The organism is Dyella monticola (assembly GCF_003363155.1).
In the GTDB taxonomy this organism is placed as follows: Bacteria; Pseudomonadota; Gammaproteobacteria; order Xanthomonadales; family Rhodanobacteraceae; genus Dyella_B; species Dyella_B monticola.
In genome coordinates this window covers 65894-86817 of sequence record NZ_QRBE01000012.1, presented here as the reverse complement: position 1 = coordinate 86817, position 20924 = coordinate 65894, and the positions used below count along the sequence as shown (strand labels likewise).

General features: G+C 61.2%; 17 protein-coding genes. 11 read left to right on the top strand and 6 right to left on the bottom strand.

Going from position 1 to position 20924, the window contains the following annotated elements:
- Positions 1-93: 93 nt before the first annotated feature.
- From pgm to DWU98_RS17260, 8 genes are all read left to right on the top strand, one after another.
- A complete protein-coding gene (gene pgm / locus DWU98_RS17295; protein WP_115496817.1) occupies positions 94-1743 on the top strand; it encodes a phosphoglucomutase (alpha-D-glucose-1,6-bisphosphate-dependent) in 1650 nt (549 codons plus the stop codon).
- A 170-nt stretch (positions 1744-1913) separates the two neighbouring features.
- Positions 1914-3068, top strand: coding sequence for a cupin-like domain-containing protein (locus DWU98_RS17290; protein WP_230474903.1), 1155 nt, complete (start codon positions 1914-1916; stop codon positions 3066-3068).
- 70 nt (positions 3069-3138) lie between these two features.
- Complete coding sequence (locus DWU98_RS17285; RefSeq protein ID WP_115496815.1) at positions 3139-4131, top strand: LLM class flavin-dependent oxidoreductase; 993 nt, start codon at positions 3139-3141, stop codon at positions 4129-4131.
- A 140-nt stretch (positions 4132-4271) separates the two neighbouring features.
- Positions 4272-4763 carry a MarR family transcriptional regulator gene (locus DWU98_RS17280; RefSeq protein ID WP_115496814.1) on the top strand — a complete coding sequence of 164 codons (492 nt, stop codon included), beginning with the start codon at positions 4272-4274 and terminating at the stop codon, positions 4761-4763.
- 12 nt (positions 4764-4775) lie between these two features.
- Positions 4776-6902, top strand: a complete 2127-nt coding sequence (locus DWU98_RS17275) for an FUSC family protein (protein ID WP_115496813.1) — start codon at positions 4776-4778, stop codon at positions 6900-6902.
- Positions 6892-7089, top strand: a complete 198-nt coding sequence (locus DWU98_RS17270) for a DUF1656 domain-containing protein (protein WP_115496812.1) — start codon at positions 6892-6894, stop codon at positions 7087-7089. The genes DWU98_RS17275 and DWU98_RS17270 overlap by 11 nt, the downstream gene beginning before the upstream one ends.
- 25 nt (positions 7090-7114) lie before the next feature.
- Entirely contained in the window at positions 7115-8137 is a 1023-nt protein-coding gene (locus tag DWU98_RS17265) for an HlyD family secretion protein (protein ID WP_115496811.1), read from the top strand.
- A gap of 25 nt (positions 8138-8162) precedes the next feature.
- Positions 8163-9614, top strand: coding sequence for an efflux transporter outer membrane subunit (locus tag DWU98_RS17260; protein WP_115496878.1), 1452 nt, complete (start codon positions 8163-8165; stop codon positions 9612-9614).
- Positions 9615-9781: 167 nt separating this feature from the next.
- Here the strand turns inward: DWU98_RS17260 and DWU98_RS17255 are convergent, their stop codons facing one another.
- The 4 genes from DWU98_RS17255 to DWU98_RS17240 all read right to left on the bottom strand — a co-directional run bounded on the left by DWU98_RS17255 (position 9782) and on the right by DWU98_RS17240 (position 13991).
- The gene (locus DWU98_RS17255) at positions 9782-11218 is read right to left on the bottom strand and encodes a porin family protein (RefSeq protein WP_230474902.1); all 1437 of its coding nucleotides are present in this window, start codon (positions 11216-11218) and stop codon (positions 9782-9784) included.
- Between the two features lie 16 nt (positions 11219-11234).
- Entirely contained in the window at positions 11235-11846 is a 612-nt protein-coding gene (locus DWU98_RS17250; RefSeq protein ID WP_115496809.1) for an acetate uptake transporter, read from the bottom strand.
- Positions 11847-12267: 421 nt separating this feature from the next.
- Complete coding sequence (locus DWU98_RS17245; protein ID WP_115496808.1) at positions 12268-12900, bottom strand: nucleotidyltransferase family protein; 633 nt, start codon at positions 12898-12900, stop codon at positions 12268-12270.
- Positions 12900-13991, bottom strand: coding sequence for an XdhC family protein (locus DWU98_RS17240; protein WP_115496807.1), 1092 nt, complete (start codon positions 13989-13991; stop codon positions 12900-12902). The genes DWU98_RS17245 and DWU98_RS17240 overlap by 1 nt, the downstream gene beginning before the upstream one ends.
- Positions 13992-14236: 245 nt before the next feature.
- Between DWU98_RS17240 and DWU98_RS17235 the strand changes: the two genes are divergently transcribed.
- From DWU98_RS17235 to DWU98_RS17225, 3 genes are read left to right on the top strand one after another with little or no spacing between them, the layout of a single operon-like run.
- Positions 14237-14740, top strand: a complete 504-nt coding sequence (locus DWU98_RS17235; protein WP_115496806.1) for a (2Fe-2S)-binding protein — start codon at positions 14237-14239, stop codon at positions 14738-14740.
- Positions 14737-17016, top strand: a complete 2280-nt coding sequence (locus tag DWU98_RS17230) for a xanthine dehydrogenase family protein molybdopterin-binding subunit (RefSeq protein ID WP_230474901.1) — start codon at positions 14737-14739, stop codon at positions 17014-17016. The genes DWU98_RS17235 and DWU98_RS17230 overlap by 4 nt, the downstream gene beginning before the upstream one ends.
- Positions 17013-18317: a cytochrome c gene (locus tag DWU98_RS17225; protein WP_115496805.1), complete on the top strand. Its 1305-nt coding sequence runs from the start codon at positions 17013-17015 to the stop codon at positions 18315-18317. The genes DWU98_RS17230 and DWU98_RS17225 overlap by 4 nt, the downstream gene beginning before the upstream one ends.
- Before the next feature lie 26 nt (positions 18318-18343).
- On the opposite strand, the gene DWU98_RS17220 is transcribed toward DWU98_RS17225, so the two are convergent.
- Together DWU98_RS17220 and DWU98_RS17215 are read right to left on the bottom strand one after the other, a co-directional pair.
- Complete coding sequence (locus tag DWU98_RS17220) at positions 18344-19366, bottom strand: glycoside hydrolase family 16 protein (RefSeq protein ID WP_115496804.1); 1023 nt, start codon at positions 19364-19366, stop codon at positions 18344-18346.
- 157 nt (positions 19367-19523) lie between these two features.
- Complete coding sequence (locus DWU98_RS17215; RefSeq protein ID WP_230474900.1) at positions 19524-20894, bottom strand: alkaline phosphatase family protein; 1371 nt, start codon at positions 20892-20894, stop codon at positions 19524-19526.
- Positions 20895-20924: the final 30 nt, after the last annotated feature.

Sequence of the window (20924 nt, the reverse complement as noted above, 5' to 3'; positions counted from 1 at the left end):
TTGATATGCCATCGCCGATAATTCGTTGCTGCCAGCAGGCAGGGTGGAGTGTTGCCGTGCCACCTCCTGCGCTCACTACAAGGACCTTTGCACGTGAACCCGAACGTTGATCCGCGCGCTGGAAAGCCTGCTCCTGAAACCATGCTGGTGGATGTGCCCAAGCTGCTGGACGCCTACACCGCGCTCCGCCCGGACCCGGCCGAATCCACGCAACGCGTAGGCTTTGGTACGTCCGGACATCGTGGCTCTTCGTTCGATCGCAGCTTCAACGAATGGCATGTACTGGCCATCACGCAGGCCATCTGCGACTACCGTCGCCAGAAGGGTATCAGCGGTCCGCTGTTTATCGGCATCGACACGCATGCATTGTCCAAGCCCGCCTTCGAAAGCGCACTGGAGGTGCTGGTCGCCAATGAGGTCACCGTGGCGATTTCCGCCGGTGACGAATACACGCCCACACCGGCCGTTTCGCACGCCATCCTGGTCTACAACCGTCGCCGGCTGGATGGACGCGCCGATGGCATCGTGGTCACGCCCTCGCACAATCCGCCGAGCGACGGCGGTTTCAAATACAACCCGCCGAACGGCGGCCCCGCCGAAACCGATGTGACGAGCTGGATCCAGCAGCGCGCCAATGCCTTGCTCGAAAGCAAGCTCGATGGCGTCAAGCGCCTGAGCTACCGGCAAGCCAGGCGCTCCAGCCTGGTGCAGGAGCATGATTACCTTACGCGCTACGTCGATGATCTGAAAAACATCATCGATTTCGACGTGATTCGCAACGCTGGCGTACGCATGGCGGTCGATCCGCTCGGCGGCGCGGGTGTGCACTACTGGAAGCCGATTGCTCAGCGCTACGGCATAGACCTTGCGGTCGTCAGCGATACGGTCGACCCCACCTTCCGTTTCATGACGGTGGATTGGGACGGCAAGATCCGCATGGATCCATCCTCGCCGTACGCCATGCAGCGGCTGATCGGCCTGAAGGATCGCTACGACGTCGCGTTCGCCTGCGATACCGATCACGATCGTCATGGCGTGGTCTCACGCAGTGCGGGTCTGATGCCAGCCAATCATTATCTGTCGGTGATGGTGGATTACCTGTTCCGTCATCGTCCGCAATGGGGCGACAAGGCCAGCGTCGGCAAGACCGTGGTAAGCAGTTCGATGATCGATCGCGTAACCGAGCGCCTTGGCCGCCGGCTTTACGAAGTGCCGGTCGGTTTCAAATGGTTTGCCGATGGCTTGTTCGATGGCTCGCTGGGTTTCGGCTGCGAGGAAAGCGCGGGCGCGTCCATGCTTCGCCACGATGGGCAGGTGTGGACCACCGACAAGGACGGTATTGTGCCCTCGCTGCTTGCCGCGGAGATGACCGCTCGCATGGGCAAAGATCCAGGCGAGCTCTACGTTGAGCTGACCGAGGCACTCGGCAAGCCGTATACCAGCCGTGTGGACGCGGTGGCGAACGCGCAACAGAAAGCCAAACTGGCCAAGCTTTCGCCGCAGCAATTGCAGAGCAGCGAGCTTGCCGGCGAGAAAATCGAACAGGTGCTGGACCGCGCGCCCGGTAACAACGCGCCGATCGGAGGCATCAAGGTGATGGCGCAAAGCGGTTGGTTTGCCGCGCGTCCGTCGGGCACCGAGGAGATCTACAAGATTTACGGTGAAAGCTTCCGTAGCGATGCGCATTTGAAAGAAATCCTGCGCGAAGCGCAAAGCATCGTGGATGCGGCGTTGGCGGAGTGATACCTGACGGGCGCATGGGCGTGCTCATGCTGGATGACCGTCGCCCCGGTGAACGCCCGGGCCCAGTGCCTTCTGCGGCGGAGGGCATGATGGTTTTCCCCTGGACGTAAACGATGCTGGAAAACCACTTTTTTACGGGTGGGGTCGATGACCTGTCAACGGGGTGACAGGTGCAGTACAGATGCCTGGAAAACCGCAGTTGCCAACGTTGTCATTTCGGCGACACAATCGGCGTTATCGCCCAGGCGGCTGCGCTAGGCTCGCTGCCGATACCGCTGCCGGGCAACGCGCGAGGGGATGTCATGGCGAACGTCGAGTTACGGCCGGTGGTCCATGTCGACAACGAGTGGCGCCGCTGGATTGCAGAAAACCTTTTATTGGAAGCTGCACCGCAAAGCATCTACATGCAGATGCTGCAGGCGGGCATTCCGCACGAGGAATCCGTGGCGGAGCTGCAGCAGGCCATGACCAGCCCTTATCTTCTGGGCGCGCAGCGTCTGCGCAATCGAATCGCCAAGCACGATTGGGTGCTGGAAACGCAGCGACACATGAACCGGCTGCGCGACGCGAACGTTCCGCGTCGGCACATGTTGTCACGCGAAGAATTTCTCGATGCGTATTACACCGCGGGCCGGCCGGTGATCATCACCGGCATGATGGACGATTGGCCCGCCATGAACAAATGGGGCTTCGATTACTTCAAGCAGCGCTGCGGCGATCGCGAAGTGGAAATTCAATTCGGACGCGACACCGATGCGCAGTATGAATTGCGTAAGACCGCGCATCGTAAAACGATGCTATTCGGTGATTACGTGGACATGGTGCGCAGCGCCGGTTGTAGCAACGATTTCTACATGACGGCGTACAACGAGGGAAAGAACTGCACGGCCTTGGCCGAACTGTGGCAGGACATCGTGCAGCTTCCCGCGTATTTGAATGGCAACGGGCCCACACAAGGTTTTCTGTGGTTTGGCCCGGCCGGCACCATTACGCCGTTCCACCACGATCTCACCAACAATTTCATGGCGCAGGTGATGGGTCGCAAGCGCATCCTGCTGATGCAGGCCTGCGAAATCGCGCATGTCTACAACCATGAGCATTGCTTTACGCACGTGGATGGGCGGCAGATCGACCTGCAGCGCTACCCTCACATGACCGATGTGCAGGTGCTTTCCTGTACGTTGAATCCAGGCGAAGTGCTGTTTTTGCCAGTCGGTTGCTGGCACTTCGTGGAAGGCCTGGAGGTGTCGGCCACGGTGTCGTTCACCAACTTCCTGTGGGATAACGATTTCACCGCAGAGTATCCGCAGCAGCAGGCTTTCTGAGTATCGCGCGGCGCTCTGGCTTTACGCTCAACGACCCCCACATTTAGGGCTTCGTTATCGAGGTCCTCCCATGATTCCGTTTTCCGTACTTGATCTGGCGCCCGTCACCGAAGGCAGCACCCCTGTACAGGCTTTCGCCAACACGCTGGATCTGGCGCGCTGGGCCGAGCAGCTAGGCTACACGCGCTACTGGCTGGCCGAGCACCACAACATGCCAGGGATCGCCAGCGCTGCGACGGCCGTGCTGATCGGGCATGTGGCCGGTGGCACGTCGCGCATCAGGGTAGGGGCAGGCGGCATCATGTTACCCAACCATGCGCCGCTGCAGGTGGCCGAGCAGTTCGGCACGCTCGCATCGCTGTATCCAGGGCGTATCGACTTGGGACTGGGCCGCGCGCCGGGCACCGATCAAGCCACTGCACGTGCGTTGCGCCGCTACTACGAGGCGGCCGAGACGTTCCCGAATGATGTGCAGGAGCTGCTTGCCTTCTTCGAGCCTGCCGTGCCGGGACAGGTGGTCCGTGCAGTGCCGGGCGCGGGTGTGGATGTGCCGGTGTGGTTGCTGGGCTCGAGCCTTTTCAGTGCCCAGCTTGCCGCTGCGTTCGGCCTTCCGTTCGCCTTTGCCTCGCACTTCGCGCCGGATGCGATGGATGAAGCCCTTGCTCTTTATCGGCGCGATTTCAGGCCGTCCGCGCGCCTGGACAAGCCGCATGCCATGCTCGGCGTCAACGTGGTTGCCGGTCAGACCGATGACGACGCGCGGCGGCTGTTCACCACGCAGCAGCAGAGCTTCGTCAATCTGCGACGCGGGCGCCCGGGCCTGATCCCGCCGCCGATCGAGGACATCGAAAGCTGGTGGACGCCCGCCGAAAAGGCCATGGTGGATCGCGCCTTGGCCTGCGCCGTCGTGGGTGCGCCCGACACCGTGCGCCATGGCCTGGCCGCCTTCATCGATCGTCATCATCCGGATGAGCTGATGATTACCTCGAACGTTTTTGATCACGCGGCCCGCAAACGTGCGTTCGAGGTAGCTATGCAGGCGCGGGAGCCGTCCACCGCGTAAGCCCGAACGGGTTGGCGACTCCAAATCTGGCTAGAGTGCTTGCAGAGCTGGCGGGCCGTGGCTTTGCGGCTGCTGCGCGTTTGCAAAAATAGTACATTTATATAATATATATAAATGTATGATACGCGCGGGCCCCACCGATGAGCGATTTCGCCTCGACCGAGCAACGTCTGGCGGTCACATGCCGCCGTTATCCTGATTTTCCTCGCCGTCCAGCCACCCTCGTGCGGCTGATCAAGCACATCCACAAGCTGCTACACGACGATGCAAACCTTACGCTCAAGCCTTACGGCCTCAATCATCCGCAATACAACCTGCTGATGATGCTCTACGGCTCAGCGAGCGGTACGATGTCGCCGTCGGAGCTGGCCGATGCGGCGGGCGAGAAATCGGCCAACATCACCAGACTGACCAACGAGCTGTGCGAAAAAGGTCTGATCGCCCGCAGCGGTAGCGCGGACGATCGTCGCAAGATCGAATTGAGCTTGACGTCGCAAGGACAAGCGTTGCTCGAAAGTCTTCTTCCGGATATCTGTACGTTGCTGGCCAAGCAGGGGCGTCACCTGACGGTTTCCGAGCAAAGCCAGCTCGAAAAGCTGTTGAAGAAGTTCTTGAGCGGATTGGCAGACTAAGCTGGGGTCGTCATGTCCGTAACTGAAGTGCAGGCAGCGACACCCGCAACGCGCGATGTCATCGCGGCAAGCCTGCGTGAGGAAACCGCCACCTGGCTATTCGTAGTCAAGTCGTTGCTCGCCTTCTACATCACCGGCTGGCTGGCCATGCGCTTGGAGCTACCTCAGCCTTCGACGGCGATGCTCACCACGGTCATCGTTGCCAACCGCCAAACCGGCATGGTGCTGGCCAAGAGTTTTTATCGCGCTATCGGCACGATCATCGGTGCGGTGGCGGGGTTCATGATCGTCGCCCTGTTTCCGCAGCAGCGCGTGTTGTTCTTGTCTGCGCTTTCGCTGTGGATCGGTGCGTGCGCTGGCGGCGCCACGCTGTATCGCAACTTCAAGTCCTATGCGTTCGTGCTGTCCGGTTATACAGCGGCGATCGTGGCGTTGCCGGCGATCAATAGTCCGGTGGACGTATTCAATACCGCGGTATGGCGCCTGAGCGAGGTATTGCTGGGCCTGGCCGTTTCGGCCGCAGTGAGCGACGTGGTGTTTCCCAGCCGCATTCGCGACGATCTGCGCCGCCTCTGCCGCGCGCAGTTCACCAATTTCATCCAGTTCGTACAACGTGCGATGTGCGGCAAGGTGGCTCGTGCCGATATCGAAAATGCGCACCTGCGTTTCGTCCGCGATGCGGTGGCCGTAGAGGATCTGCGTAGCTCGGTGGTGTTTGAAGACCCGGAGGCGCGTGCGCGCAGCGGCCACATGCTGCTGCTCAACCAGCGTTTCATGTCGACCTCGACGACGCTGCAGACCTTGCACCATCTGATCAACCGCCTCAAGCGCCTGGGGCATGAGATGGCGGCTAACGCGCTGATCGAACTGTACCGTCCGCTCGCCGGCGCCCTCGATGCGCCCTTTGAAGCAGGCGCCCCCGCGCGCGCGCTGTTGCCGCGGATAGACAACGCACGGCAGGCGATCAAACAATGCAGGGCGGTGCTGCGCGCGAAAATGATCTCCGCCTACGACATGCTTGATTTCGATACCGGTGCCACGCTAATCGATCGCTTCGTCGATGAACTTTATGCATACGTGGAAACGGCATCCGCGCTGCAGGCACCCAGGCTTTTCGGTGCGGTAACCGAGCGCGTGCACTTCGAGCGCGGCAATGATTTCCTCGGTGCAGGGCTGGCGATGCTGCGCACCTCGCTCGTGATGGGCGCATTGAGCCTGTTCTGGATCCTTTCGGCGTGGCCGTCGGGCGCATCGGCGATGCTGCTGGCAACGGTATTTGCAGGGTTGTTTGCCGCCACGCCCAATCCCTCGCAGTGGGTACAGCACACCTCGTTCGGTTTTCTGCTTGGCATGTGCGCAAGCTTCCTCTGCCAGTTCTTCGTATTGCCGCTGATGGACGGTTTCGGGTTGCTGGTGGCGGGTTCCGTGCCGTTCCTGATGATCGGCATGGCGATGATGGCGTGGCCTATCACCGCGCGTATCGGCGTGGGTTATGGCCTTGGCTTTACGTTGACTATCGCGTTGCGCAACCTGATGAGCTATGACGTCTTGTTTTTCTGGAACGAGGCGCTGGCCGAGCTCGTTGGACTGGCAACGGCGGGCGTAGCCTTTGTGCTCGTGCCGCCGGCCATCGGCAGTTTGTGGCTGCGCCGCCGTCAATTGGATCGTTTGCGCCGTCAGGTGCGTCTTGCCGCTGACGCGCCATTGCCTGGATTGCGTGCGCGCTTCGAAAGCGTCAACCATGATCTATTCGGCCAGATCATTGCGTATACCGAACGCGGCAGTCAGGCGTCGCGCAACCTGGTGGGCTGGACGCTGTCCGTGCATGAAGTAGGACGCACTTTGATCGAGCTGCGTGATGAGATGGCTGGCCATCCGCTACCCGAAGACGTGCGCGAAGCGATCGAACGAACCATCGATGCGATCGCTCAGCTTTACGAGCATCCCGATACCGCTACCTACGCCTATGCGCGCGATGCTCTCGCCGCCACCATCGCCCTGATCGACGGCGATGAGGCCATGTGGTCGTTGCTCAATCATCTGCACGTCCTGCGCCTGGCGCTGCTGGACGATCAATCCGTGCTTGCCGCGTACATGCAAGTACCTGCCCGTGCACAAGGAGTTGCCCATGCCACGTGAAATCGCCATCGGTGGCGCGCTGGTTCCTGGACTGTTGGTCTGGTTCGTGCTGGCCATTGCGCTGTTGCTGCTCTTCGACCGCGTAGTAGGCCGCTATGGCCTGTACCGCTATGTGTGGCATCCGGCGCTGGTACGCCTGGCCTTCCTTGTATGCGTATTCGGCGGCTTGGCGCTGCTGACCTTTTAACGGCGAATGACTCGTACCTGATTCCATGAAAAATACTCTCTACATCCGCGTCGCCATCACCGTCATCCTCGTGGTGCTTGCTGTCCTTATCGGCTATGGATTGTGGCGGCATTACATGTATTCGCCCTGGACCCGCGACGGACGCATCCGCGCCAATGTAGTGCGCATCGCGCCGGACGTTTCCGGCCTGGTCACTGCCGTGAACGTGGTCGATAACCAGCAAGTGAAGAAGGGCGACGTGCTGTTTGTCATCGACCGCCCGCGCTATGAGGATGCCGCCGAGCAGGCCAAGGCCAACCTTGCTGCCGCGCAGGCCTTAGTGGCTGCGGCGCAGGCAAATCTCGATGCCGCCAAAGCCAGTACCACGCAGAGCAAGGCGAATTTCGTCATGTACGAGGCGCAGTCCAGGCGCCGGCAGAATCTCAAGGATGTGGTATCCAGCGAAGACATTGCCAACGCCAGCGCGACCGCAGATGCCGCGCGTGCGACCTGGGACAAGGCACGGGCCGGCATCGAACAGGCGGCGGCTGCGCAACAGCAGGCGCAGGCTTCGGTCAAGCAGGCGCAGGCGGCGTTGGCCACCGCGCAACTCAACTTGGAACGCACCCAGGTGCGTGCGCCAGCGGATGGTTACGTCACGAACCTCCTGGTACGTGTGGGCGATTACGCCAGCGCCGGCGCACCACGGCTTGCGGTGATCGATAGCCACTCGTTCTGGGTGGATGGCTATTTCGAAGAAACCAAGCTTCCGCACCTGCATGTGGGTGATCCGGTCGATATTCGCCTGATGAGCGGCGGTGTGCATTTGCGCGGTACCGTGGAAGGCGTGGCACGCGGTATTGCGGGTGCGGTCGATCCTACGGGCGCCGATCTGCTTGCCAACATCAATCCCACCTTCAACTGGGTGCGTCTGGCGCAGCGCGTGCCGGTGCGCGTGCGCATCGATACCGACCATATGCCGGCGGGAACCGTGCTGGTGGCGGGGCAGACGGCGACGTTGATCGTTCATCCCAGCGAAAACACCCACGCGCCCGCGGTATCGCAGTGAGGCAATCATGTCCAGAATGATGAACATGTCTTTGCCCCAAGCTGCGATCGTGCTGCTTGCTGCGTGCATCGCACTTGCCGGTTGCGCTGCGACAGGTGGCTTGCATACCAACGGCAAGACGATCGATGCAAGCAGCCTCAGGAGCGATCAGAGCTTCGCCAACGTGCCGCTCAGCCCCACTGCGTGGCCCGCGCAGGATTGGTGGGTGGGCTTCGGCGATCCCCAACTCACCGCGCTGATCGAGGAGGCGCTGCAGCACAATCCCACCTTGGATGAAGCACAGGCGCGTGCGCGACAGGCGCAGGCCGTGGCGGATGTCGCCAACGCAGCGCGGCTCCCGCAAGCTGATCTCGAAGCAGGCGCCAGCGGCGTGCGGCTATCCAACAAGGATCCGGTCTATCCCGAATATGTGCTGGGCCATTTCGCCTGGGGCAAGGCGGTCACGGCCAATTTCTCGTGGGATATGGATGTGTGGGGCGGTAAGCGCGCCGCGTGGGAAGCAGCGCTTGGGCGCAGTCGTGCAGCAGAAATCGACGCCCGTGCCGCGCGTATCCAGCTTTCCGTCAACGTTGCGCGCGCGTACGTGGCGCTGGGCTATGCCTTTGCAGAACGGGATGTGGCCGAGGATGAAGTCAAACGCACCACGCAGACGCTCACGCTCACACGTCGCCTGCTTGAGGGCGGTCTGAGCACGCCGCAGCAGGAAGCCTTTGCCGATTCGCAGGCAGCGAGCGCGGAGCAGGAAAAAACGCAGGCAGAGCGCGCCATCGACGCTGCACGCAGCAGCCTTTCCGTGCTGTTGGGGCAGGGGCCGGATCGTGGCTTGAGCATCGTCCGTCCGCATCTGCTCGATCCCGGCCTGATCGCCGTGCCTGACCAATTGCAGGTGAATCTGATCGGCCGGCGCGCCGACCTGGTGGCCGCGCGTTGGCAGGTCGAGGCGGCATCGCATGACATCAAGGCCGCCAAGACCCAGTTTTTGCCCAACATCAGTTTGAGCGCCATGGCTGGCGTCGTCGCCGTGGGCGGTAGCGTGAATGTGTTCCAGCTTCCCGCGCGCACGTATTCGGTGGGGCCGGCACTGACGCTGCCTATTTTCGAAGGCGGTCGATTGCGCGCCAATCTCGCCGGTGCCGACGCGCAGTACGACGAGGCCGTGGCACACTACAACAGCCTGCTGATCAGTGCGGTGAACGAGGTGGCGGACCTGGTGTCCGCGCTGTCCTCAGTGCGCACGCAAATCGCACTGGAACAACGCGCCAAGCAGGATGCCGAAAAGAGTTGGCGCGATGCATTCTCCGCCTACAAGGGCGGCGTAAGCGGTCCGCTCACACCACTGGCCAGTCGCCAGCAACTGCTGCTTGCCGATCAGCAGCTGGCTGCGCTGCAAAGCCGGCAGGCCGACCTTTCCATCCGGCTGATCGATGCGCTGGGCGGTGGCTATATGTCGGAGCCTTCTTCGGCCGAGGCTCGTTAAATCGCCCTCGTGCCTCACCGTCATTCCGGCCTTTCGCCGGAATGACGGTGAGGCGATGAGATGGCTATAGCGAGAAACGTTACCCGCTTCGATGCTCTGGAAATAGTGGCTGACAGCCGCGTAGCGTTGACCTTTCCCCTGTGTACAGAGGAAAGGCCATGAAGCCATCAGAACTTATACATCGCACTCACATTGAGCTGATTGCCACTGGTCATGGTGCGCGTAGCGCCGGTCTTGGTGGAATCGATAATCGCGTGGATCCATTCCAGGGCAAAGGAATAGTCACCGACGCTGTATTGAAGATTGGCAGCGGCCTGGCGACTTTTGAGCAGACCGGTCGAGCCGCTGTTCAACCATAAGACAACATCGTTCGCGTTGGGCTTGCTGATCGCATAGAACAGATTGGCGCTCCAGTTCGGTGTGAACTTGTAGCCGCCCATGACATAGCCACCGGTGTCCTTGATGTCCCCGAATTGCGAAAGGTCGCCGAAGATCTCACCGATACCCCTGCCGGTGTACACCACACTCTTGAGTACCCATGGACCCGGCGTCCACAGACCGCCCAGTTCGACGGCTTCGCTGGAGAACTGGCGCTTGATCGGCGTAGGCTCCGTGTTGCCCACGCCGGCCAGGTCGATCTGGCTCCAATGGGCGGCAAGGAACAACATCCATTCCTTTTCCTCTTCCACATGCAGCTTGGCTTCGATCTGCGGACGGAAACCCGCGTTGCCTGCACTGGTGTAATTGGTCGGGGTACCCGGACTGGCCCAGGTGCCCTCGAACGCCCCGACATCCAGCCGCCATTGCGGTCCGCTCGAACCGTGATTGAGATCCTGCGAATAAATAGCACCCGGGAAACGCCAGCCGATCACACCGGCACCATAACCGAGCGGGAAGGCGATATGGCTGAGCGAATCGGGCAGGTCGTCCAGGGGGAACATGAGGTCCCACATCTGCCCGATCTTGATCGTGCTGCCGGTGACGGGATTGGTGAGCAGCAAATAAGCCTGGCGCAACCGAGGCAGCGGTTGCTGCTGCGAGTACGCCGTAGTGCCGTTGAAACCGCCGAAGAAATCCATCTCCAGATGCGCGCCGCCGGTCCAGTCGCCTGCAACCTTCGCGCCGGTCAGATCGAACCAGAAACGCGTATTGCGAACGTCCACGCCGCTCAGAGTACCGGTCGATCCCGGAATGGGGTATTCGGCGTTCTGCCCATTGCCGTACGTATAGCTCTTGCTCTGCGAGAACGCGGTCGCATCGATGAAACCATGAAACGCCACCGACACACCGGGTGCGCTGGTGAAGGTCGGCGCGGACGCTGCTGGCGCAGGTGCGGCGGCCACTGTTTGCGCCTGCTGTGCCTGCGCTTGCTGGGTTTGTTGGATCTGCGTCTGCTGTTGCGTTTGCTGGGTCTGCAATTGCGTCAATGCATTGTGCAATTGCTGCAGATCCTGCTGCTGTTGATTGAGTTGCTGTTGTTGTTTTTCCACCAACGCCTTGAGCGCCTTGATCTCGTCATCACGATTGTCCGATTGCGCATAGGCGGGAGCGGTTGCGGCCAGGCCCAGTGCGGCCATGGCCAGATACAGGGCATGTCGTTTCATGGAGTGCTCCTTGTCGTTATCGCGGTGCGCTGAGTGGCGCGGTCGATACCTCGTGCAATGTCGGCGTGCCAATGGGCAGCACCGCCCGCTGGTGTGCACCATTGATGATTTCGGCGGCCGACAGGTAAAACGCAAACAGTGCCGTGAGGAGACCCACGTATCCTCCGGCCACATGCAAGCTGCTCATGCCGGTCCATTCACCCGCAGCCAGCAGGAAGAACGTTATCCACAAGGCGAGAAAGATAAGTTGCAACGCAAACGCCGCGCGCAGCGTGCCGATCCACATGTAAAACGTGAATACGCCCCACATGAAGAGATACCAGCCCACAAATGCACCGGGCACCTTTTCGTGCGGCAACAACAAAAACAGCACGAACGACCACCAGAATGCGTCGTAACTTATGAAGGCGGTGGCGCCGAACGTATTGTTTCGCGGCAATTCCATCACGCCGGCGATCATCTGCGCGGTGCCGCCATAGGCCATCGCCACCGCAAGTACCATGTTCATCGCATCGCCGGTAAACCAGCCGGCATTGATCATGCTCAGCAACCACGTCGTCAAAGCGAAACCCGCCAGACCGAGTGGTGCAGGGTTCGAGAATCGCGCAACAGCCTGTTCGTTGCTCATTGCAGGAACCTCCCCAGGATGGAAGAGATGGAGTGCGTACTCCGCGCTACCCGCAGCGTGTAGCTCCCAGATTCGTTGGACAGTGCATGCGTGCATCCCGCCGGACGGGGCGAGTGTTTAGACGGAAAGACGGATAGGCGTGGTCACGGCGACCGTCGCCGGCAAGGGTGCTGTACGTAAGGGCGTGTGCCCGTTTCGACATAAGCCCCTCCCTTCAGAACAGCTTGGCTGTATTCCAAGCGACTGATCCGCGCGGGCGGCGGGCCTGCTGCACGGCAGCAATGCAGGCTGCGACGTCAGGCGGATAGCGAGACTTTACAGAATTGCGACAGAAAAAATAGATGGCTGAACGTCAAAACCGTGTATCGCACGGACGCTACGGAGCGGGGGCGACAGCTATTCGCAAGAATCCGCGCTTCGCTTAATGGTCATCGGAGCGAGCATGCGCAGTTGCCAGCCATGCCTGCACGTACTGAAGGTCGCCGGGTGTATCGACGTCAGCACACGCCTCCCAGGCAAAGGGCTCTACACGCGCAACCTCTTGCTTCAGTATGTCGTGTGCACCTCGCGGGCCGGAAAGTGACACCAGTGCACCGAAGCAATCGCGGGGAAACAATGCGGGTGGTCCGAGAATGCCTCGCTGCGCAGTCGCGAGAATGCGGTCGGGCGCCTTCGCGTGACGTTCGAGCATGTTGCGCAGAAGATCATCATGGATGAGCGGTTGATCGGCAAGGCACACAAGTGCAGCGGACGCCTGAGAAAAATTACGCATCAGTTCGAGCATGCCAGTGGCCAACGACTGGCCCATGCCAAGCTGCCATTGCTCGCAGCGGACTATATTGAGCGGTAAATCGCCGATCACCGTTTCGACGGCATCGGCGTAGGCACCAGTCACGACGATGACAGGCACATCGATACGCAGCAGCATACGCGCCACCCGTCTTAGCATCGGCTCGCCGGCAATCGTTGCGAGTTGCTTGGCGCTTCCAAAGCGGCTGCCTTCGCCGGCGGCAAGCAACACGATCACCGGAAGATTGTGATCGTATGCGGCCATCAGTGGATGGCGCCGTCGTTGTCGCGCAGCGGAGTGCCACTGCGATGGTTGATGACTGCCATGATCTCTGCCGCGATCGCCAGAGCGATTTCTTCCGGCGTTTCCGAGCCGATATCCAGCCCTGCCGGCGCGTGTACGTTCAAGCCGTTCAAGGTAGGCGTGGCGCGCATCCGCGCCACGCGTTCGCGCGATCCCAATGCGCCGAGGTAGGCGACTGGTGCATGGCGCAATGCATGGAGATAGGCCATGTCGTACTCGAGGTTGTGCGTCATGACCACAACCGAACTGTGTGCATCCAGCGGCACGGCGCGCAGGAGTTGCTGCGGCGAAGCGCATATCGTGTTCAACCCGTTGGGCAGATCGGCGATGCGCAGGCGGGCAGGGTCGCTGTCCACCAGTGTGGTTGGCCAGCCTAATGCGTTGGCCAAGGGCAGCAGGGCGCGCGCGGCGGCGCTGCTGCCGATCACGACGAGCGCGTGGGGTGGCGCGATGATTTCAAGTAACACATCAGTGGTGCCTTGCGCGAAGGGGAGGCGCAACGAGCTGGCGCGCCGTGAAGTCAATGAGGACGCGTGCACCCGAATGTTCTGCACGAGCGATGCGTCATCGATCGTATCGTGCAGCACATCGGCTCCGTTCCATACGAGACGCCGGGGCGTGGTCACCGTGTCGTCGATCGCGAACAGCGTCGCCATGTGGATGGTGCGTCGTTCGTGCAGGCAGCGCGACAGCGTATCGATGAAATCCGTATCGCAGATGGCGAGCAGGGGCTCTATCAGCACTTCCAGCTCGCCACCGCAACCCATTTCAATCAACACGTCCAGGCCGGATTCGGCGTTGTAGCGAACCAGGCTTGGTTTGCCATCGGCCATGACGTTCAGCGCGCGCGCCACGATGTCGCGTTGCGGGCAACCACCGGATAACTCGCACACCACCTGGCCATCGCCAAGCACCAGCATGCGTGTGCCGGGGCGACGGAAGGTGGAACCTCGCGTGCGGGTAAGCGTCGCCAGCGCCGCCTTGGACGAAGCGTCACGGTGCAATTGCCGCAACGCACCGATCAAAATGCCTAGCTCGTGGGCTGAATTCATCTTTGCCGTTGTCGAATAAAAGGCGCAAAATTCATGGGCGTCATGGTGTTATGTATATAGCGTCCGATGCCATCATGCGATGCGTTTCACGTTGAAACAATCGGCCAGCGGCTTTCCTGGGAACTGGTCGTTATGCCGGGTCCAATGTGATGATTTCGTTGCATGCGTGAAAGCGCCGGGCGTTTCGGCCAAGTGGCTGCAGTATTGGGCAATGGGCGTCGATCTCAGGTCGTACGGAGGCTTACATGTTGTCGTTGTCCGTCAACGGTCAGTCCTACCCGGTCGATGTACCCGATGACATGCCACTGCTATGGGTATTGCGCGATGTCATCGGTCTGACCGGCACCAAGTTCGGCTGCGGCATTGCCCAGTGCGGCGCGTGCACCGTGCATCTGGATGGCCAGGCGGTGCGTTCATGCGTGCTGCCGGTAGGCGCCATCGGTCAACGTGCCATCACCACCATCGAAGTGATTGGCAACACGCCCGCCGGGCAGAAAATCCAGCAAGCATGGCTGGATGTCGATGTGGTGCAATGCGGTTATTGCCAGTCTGGCCAGATCATGTCGGCGGCGGCATTACTGGCGCGCACGCCCAATCCCACGGATGCCGATATCGACACGGCGATGTCCGGCAACATCTGTCGCTGCGCCACCTATGTGCGCATTCGCGCCGCGATCAAGCAGGCGGCCACCGGCAAGGCACAGGTTCCGCAAACCATGGTCAGCGCGCCGGAAGGGGCTGCATCATGAACGCGGAGCTTCAAATGCAAGCGGCAGCGAACGAACAGGACGCTGTCGATCTGCGCCGTCGCCATGCGCTTCAGGCAGGCGGCCTGGCGATTGCTTTTTTATGGCTGGGTGGCACGGGCGCCGCATCGGCCATGATGAGCGCAAGACGGCAGCCTGCGGATACGGCCGCCGCGCTTGCCGACGGTAATCCGCCGTTTGCGCCCAACGCCTTTATTCGCATCGATAGTAGTGGCCCGGTGCGACTGGTGATGCCCAGCGTGGAAATGGGCCAGGGCATCTATACGGGCTGCTGCATGCTGTTGGCTGAGGAACTGGGTGTGGGGTTGGACCAAATCACGGTCGAGCATTCGCCGCCTAGCGATGATCTTTACGGCATTCCCCTCCTCGGTGGGCAGATAACAGGTGGCTCGACCAGTACGCGCGGCACCTGGCCGGTCTTGCGCGAGGCCGGCGCCGTCGCGCGCAGCATGCTGGTGAGTGCGGCGGCAGTGAAATGGCATGTCGATCCATCCACCTGCACGGTGGAGCGTGGCGTTGTGCATCATCAGGCATCAGGTCGCAGTGCAACGTTCAATCAATTGGCCGATGTTGCGGGCAGGCTGCCGATGCCCGACAAGGTATCGCTTACCGATCCCAAGGATTTCAAGCTGATCGGCAAGCCAATGCGGCGCGTGGATTCGCCGGACAAAGTGAAGGGCGCGACACAGTTCGGCATCGATGTGCGCGTACCCGGCATGAAGATCGCCACCGTTATGGCATGCCCCACGTTCAACGGCACGCTTGCTTCGGTGGACGACAAAGCCGCGCGCAAGATGCCTGGCGTGGTAGATGTGCTACGCCTGGATAACGCCGTGGCCGTGGTAGGGGAACATTTTTGGGCGGCGCTGCAGGGTTTGAATGCGCTGGTCATCGAGTGGAATCGCGGTGTAAACGCGCATCTCACCACCCAGCAGTTGCGCGATGCGCTTGCCGATAGCGCGCGCCATGGCCAAGGCATCATGGCGCGCAACGGCGGCGAGCGGCCGCAGGGCACGGTCATCCAATCGGAATATCAGTCGCCGATGCTCGCGCACGCGACCATGGAGCCGATGAATTGCACCGTGCACGTCACCGCCGATCAGTGCGAAGTCTGGAGCGGCACGCAGGTGCCGATGCGGGCGGCGGAAGTCGCTGCAAAAATCACCGGTTTGCCAGAAACAAAAATCGTATTTCACAACCAGTATTTGGGCGGTGGTTTCGGACGCCGCCTGGAAACGGATTGGGTTGAACAGGCGGTGGCATTGGGCAAGCAGGTTTCCTATCCGCTGAAAGTGGTGTGGACGCGCGAAGAAGACATCCGTCACGACCGTATGCGGCCGATGTATCACGATGTCGTCAGCGCCGTGCTCGATGCTGATGGCCGTCCTCTCTGGTATGGCTATCGCACCAGCGGCGGCTCGGTGCTGGCACGCTTTGCACCCGGCGCCATGGGCAAGGACGGCATGGACAGCGATGCGGTGGAGTGCGTGGCCGAACTGCCGTACGACATTCCCAGGGGCAGCGTGGAGTGGATCCGGCACGATATGCCGCCCGGCATCGTGGTCGGGTGGTGGCGCGGCGTAGGCCCTACGCACAATTTGTTCGTGGTCGAAAGCTTTATCGACGAACTGGCGCATCACGCCGGCAAAGACCCGTTCGAATACCGCCGCGCATTGCTGCAGAAAAATCCACGCGCGCTCGGCGTGCTAAATCTCGCGGCCGAGAAGATCGGCTGGGGCGGCCAGTCGTTGCCGCCGCGCGTGGGGCGCGGCGTTGCGCTGGGCGAGCCGTTCGGCAGTCACGTGTGCGCCATCGTCGAAGCCGAAGTCACGCCGCAGGGCGAGGTGCGTCTGCGCAAGGCGGTGGTGGCGATCGACTGCGGCATTACGGTCAATCCGGGGTCGGTCGAAGCGCAATTGCAGGGCGGCCTGTTGTTTGGACTCAGCGCGGCGCTGTACAACGGCCTCACCATCAAGGATGGCGCGGTCGAGCAGAGCAACTTCAACAACTATCGCAGCCTGCGTATCAATGAGGCACCGAATGTCCAGGTGTACCGCGTCATCAACGCGGAGGCACCTGGTGGTATCGGCGAAGTGGGCACGGCGATCGCTGCCCCCGCGCTTGCGAATGCGATTTTCGCTGCGACGGGCGTGCGGTTGTACCAATTGCCGGTGGATCGCGATCGGTTGGTGCAGAACCCCGATGCGCTCAAATCGGTGGTATCGACCGCGAGGCATGAAGGGAGGGACATCGCATGATCCGCTTCCTGATTGTCGTTGTAGTGATCGTGTTGCTTGGCGTGGGCGCTTACCTGTATCTCAATCGCGCTGATCATTCCGACGGTACGTCGCCAGCGCTTGCTGGCGCGCCCGCGTCGGCCGCGGTGCTGGCGCGTGGCGAATACCTCACCCGAGCGGCCGATTGCGCGGCGTGTCATACCGTACCCGGATCAGGCAAGAACTACGCAGGCGGCGTGGCGTTTCGCCTGCCATTCGGCACCATTTATTCTTCCAACATTACGGCGGACGAAACAAACGGTATCGGAAGCTGGACGGATGACGAGTTCGTGCATGCCTTGCACGATGGCATCGGTAAGCATGGCGAGCATCTGTATCCCGCATTCCCCTATACCTCCTACACCGCGCTTAGCCGCGCTGATGTGCTGGCGATCAAGGCGTATCTTTTCAGCCTGCCGAAGATCTCGCAGCCCAATCGCAGGAATGATCTTTCGTTCCCCTACAACCAGAGGTGGACCCTCGGTTTCTGGAATGCCGCCTTCTTCAAAAACCGGCGTTTTCAGCCCGATGCGTCGCAATCATCGCAATGGAACAGCGGCAAGTATCTCGCCACCGCGCTAGGGCATTGCGACGAATGCCACACACCAAGGAACGTCGCATTTGCCATGGATCACGCGCAAGAGCTCAGCGGCGAAATGCTGCAAGGCTGGCACGCATACAACATCACGTCAGACCCTGTGCACGGCATCGGCGCGTGGAGCGACAGCGACATTGCAAGCTACCTCACGACCGGACATGCCAACGGTCGCGGTTCCGCATCAGGGCCGATGGCCGAAGCCGTGGAAAACAGCCTGCGCTTTCTCCAGCCAGCCGATACCGGTGCACTCATTACCTACTTGCGCAGTGTACCGGCGCGCGCGGGTAAAGATCCCATCACGGTCGACACCAAGCCCGCGCCGACGTTGGCATCAAGCGCTACCGCGCCTGCCGGCGATGCGCACGCAGATACAGCAGGCTTCAAGTTGTTCGAAGGCGCTTGCGCAAGCTGCCATCAGTGGAACGGCAAAGGCCAGCAAACGCCGTACGCATCGTTGCTGGGTACGCGTGGCGTGAACGATGTGCACGGCATCAATGTGACGCAAATTCTGCTGCAAGGCTCAAGCTTGCGCGGTGAGAATGCCGACGTCTTCATGCCGCGTTTCGGCGACGCCTATTCCAACACGGAAATTGCAGCGCTCGCCAATTATGTGATTGCGCATTTTGGTAACAAGCAAGGTACCGTTACGCCGGATGACGTCGCGGAGCGACGCAAGCAGCTGTAGTGCGGCGCTCCAGCGAGAGGCATGGGTTACCCCTTGGCGACCGCTTTCTGCCCCGGCTTATTCGCATCCGCCGCCATTTCAGGCTGCGCCGGCACCTTCTTGCCCGTACCGGGTTTGGTCCACACGGCGACGTAGTCGACGATCATCGGATGACCCGGTTCCGTGTCGGGCGTCGGTGTGGGTTTCCAGCCGGACATCACGAACGAGAAGCCGCCACCCATCGCCACGTCCAGCAGCAGGAAGTAGCCGCGCTGTTGGGTCAGCTCGCGCCATGTTTCGGCGGAAAGCTGGTTTTCGGCAACCTGGTTGACGAGCTGCCCATCCACGAACCAGCGCATCTGCTCGGGCGTGACGCTGCGGTTCCATTCGAACGTGAAGGTGTGCGGGCCAGCCGTGCATGCTTCGTGCGGGCAGGGTAGGCGGCTGCCGATGCCGATGGGTTCGCCGCACGGGCCACCTGGATTCACGCCGCAGTGGAGAATGCCCCACACGGCATCCAGGCCGTTGACGCTTTCCATAATGTCGAATTCGCCCGAGCCAGGCCAAACCATGCTGGTGCGATAGTTGCTGCCGAGTGCCCAGAACGCGGGCCAGTAACCGAGTGCGCGCGGGCCGGTCACGTCCGGCATCTGGATGCGGGCTTCCATGCGCAGCATGCCGCCATCGGGCGGGCTGAAATCGTCACGCACGGTTTCCACGCGTCCGGATGTCCACTGGCCGTTCGCATCACGCTGCGGCGTGATCAGCAAATGGCCCTGGCCATCCAGGCGGATGTTGGCCGGATCGGTGGTGTAGTTCTCGATTTCCGAGGTGCCCCAGTTGACCGGGCCGTTGGGGTAGGAGTGTCCCGTATCGATGTGCCAGTTGGTGCTGGAGGGCAGCGAGCCGGCGGGACCTGCGAACGTGTCGCCCCATTGCAGCTGCCAGCCCGGAGGGGAGGGAAGCTCAATGGCTCGTGCAGGAGGGGCAAAGCCGGAAAGGCCTGCGCCCAGGGCACATGTGACGGTGATGATGGCAGCGCGGAAGGAGAAGGAATTTTTGATCTGCATAGACGACCGATGTGGGGTCGCGCACCGACCGCGGCACGCTCCCTGGCACGTCGACCCCGTATAGGCAGGGTCAACGGATGAAAACACGGGGAGAATACGTCCCCTCCATCTGTTTTTAATGTGTTCGGCTTCAATAATCAAATCTGTAGCGCTGTTTTCACTGCAAAATCTCAGCCAAAGGCGCCTGTGTGGCTGCGGGCAGGGAAACGCCCAGGATCGTCGCAATCGTGGGCGCAATTTGGCGATTGGTGATGGCACCCAGGTGCACACCGTGCCGTATATGCGCACCTGCGGCGACGAAAAGTGCCTGCATATCCGGATCGGTATTGAGATAGCCATGAGCCCCGCGTGCGGGCTGAACGTCAGTCACCCATGGGCCGTCGGTGCCGTCCGTGAAGGAATAGCCGGGCTTGGCGATCAGATACAGATCCAGCGCCTGACCCGTTGTACCGGGTGCGGGCAGGCCCAGTTGCCGTGCCTCGTCGCCCGTATAGACATGCCCAACGCCTGGCTGCGTGGCGAAATAAGCCTTCAGCTGCGAAGTAAGCGCTGCGCGCTTGGCGTCGTTGCGAATGTAGAGTGAGGCTTCGCCACCCTCGGGCTGGATCCACACATCGCCGACATAAGCGCCTTTTTCCCGATGCAGCAAACCTTGTTGCACGAGCGCGACATTCGGATGGATGGCGTGCGTGTAATCGGTGAAGCCATGATCGGATGCGATGACAAAGGTGATGCGATCGAGCAAGCCTGCTTTGCGCGCAGCATCGATCAAGCGAGCGATAGACGCGTCCGCATACGCGTACGCTGCATACGCGGCAGGCGAAAGCGCACCGTATTCGTGCTGCAACGTATCGGTTTGCAGCAGATGAAACAGCAGCAGGTTGGGCGTGTGTCGCGTGAGAATGTCGATGGCCGCGTCCGTCCAGATCTGGTCGCGCCAGGCCGGGCTGCTGTCGTCGAAGGTTTGCAGCGCATCGGAAGAGACCAGGCCCTGCGCAATCAGATCCTGCGCGATGGTGCCTTTCACATCGGGCTGTTCGGCGAAGGCCCAGCGCACATTTTTGGCATCGTAAATGGCCACCCAATCCACCTGGCCAGTGCTCAGGCCTTTTTCCGCGAGTGCGTCATAAAGCGTGGTGGCGTGGACGAGTTCGTCCTTGGGTGTCCAGGGCTTTACGCGCACCATGCTGCCGTCGGGCGGAAACGTGATAAGGCCGTTGGCCATCACGTGATGCACGCTGGCATTCACGCCGGTGATGAGCGTGGTGTGGTTGGGCCAGGTAACGGACGGATTGATGGGTTGCATCGCGTCCGCGTAAGCACCGTCTTCCTGCAGCTTGCGCAACGTTGGCATGGGCAGGCGGGGATCTTTCAAGGCGCGCGCGGGAAAGCCGTCAATGGTGATGAGCACGACGATGGGCCCGTGCGTCGCGGCCGTGCCATCGTCGGTCGCCGGTGATGTCTGGCCGTGCGCAATGCCGGCCAGCATGGCCGCCAGAACAAAGCAGGAAACTCGACGTTTTCGCATGAATCACCGATGACAAGGCAAACGATGGAT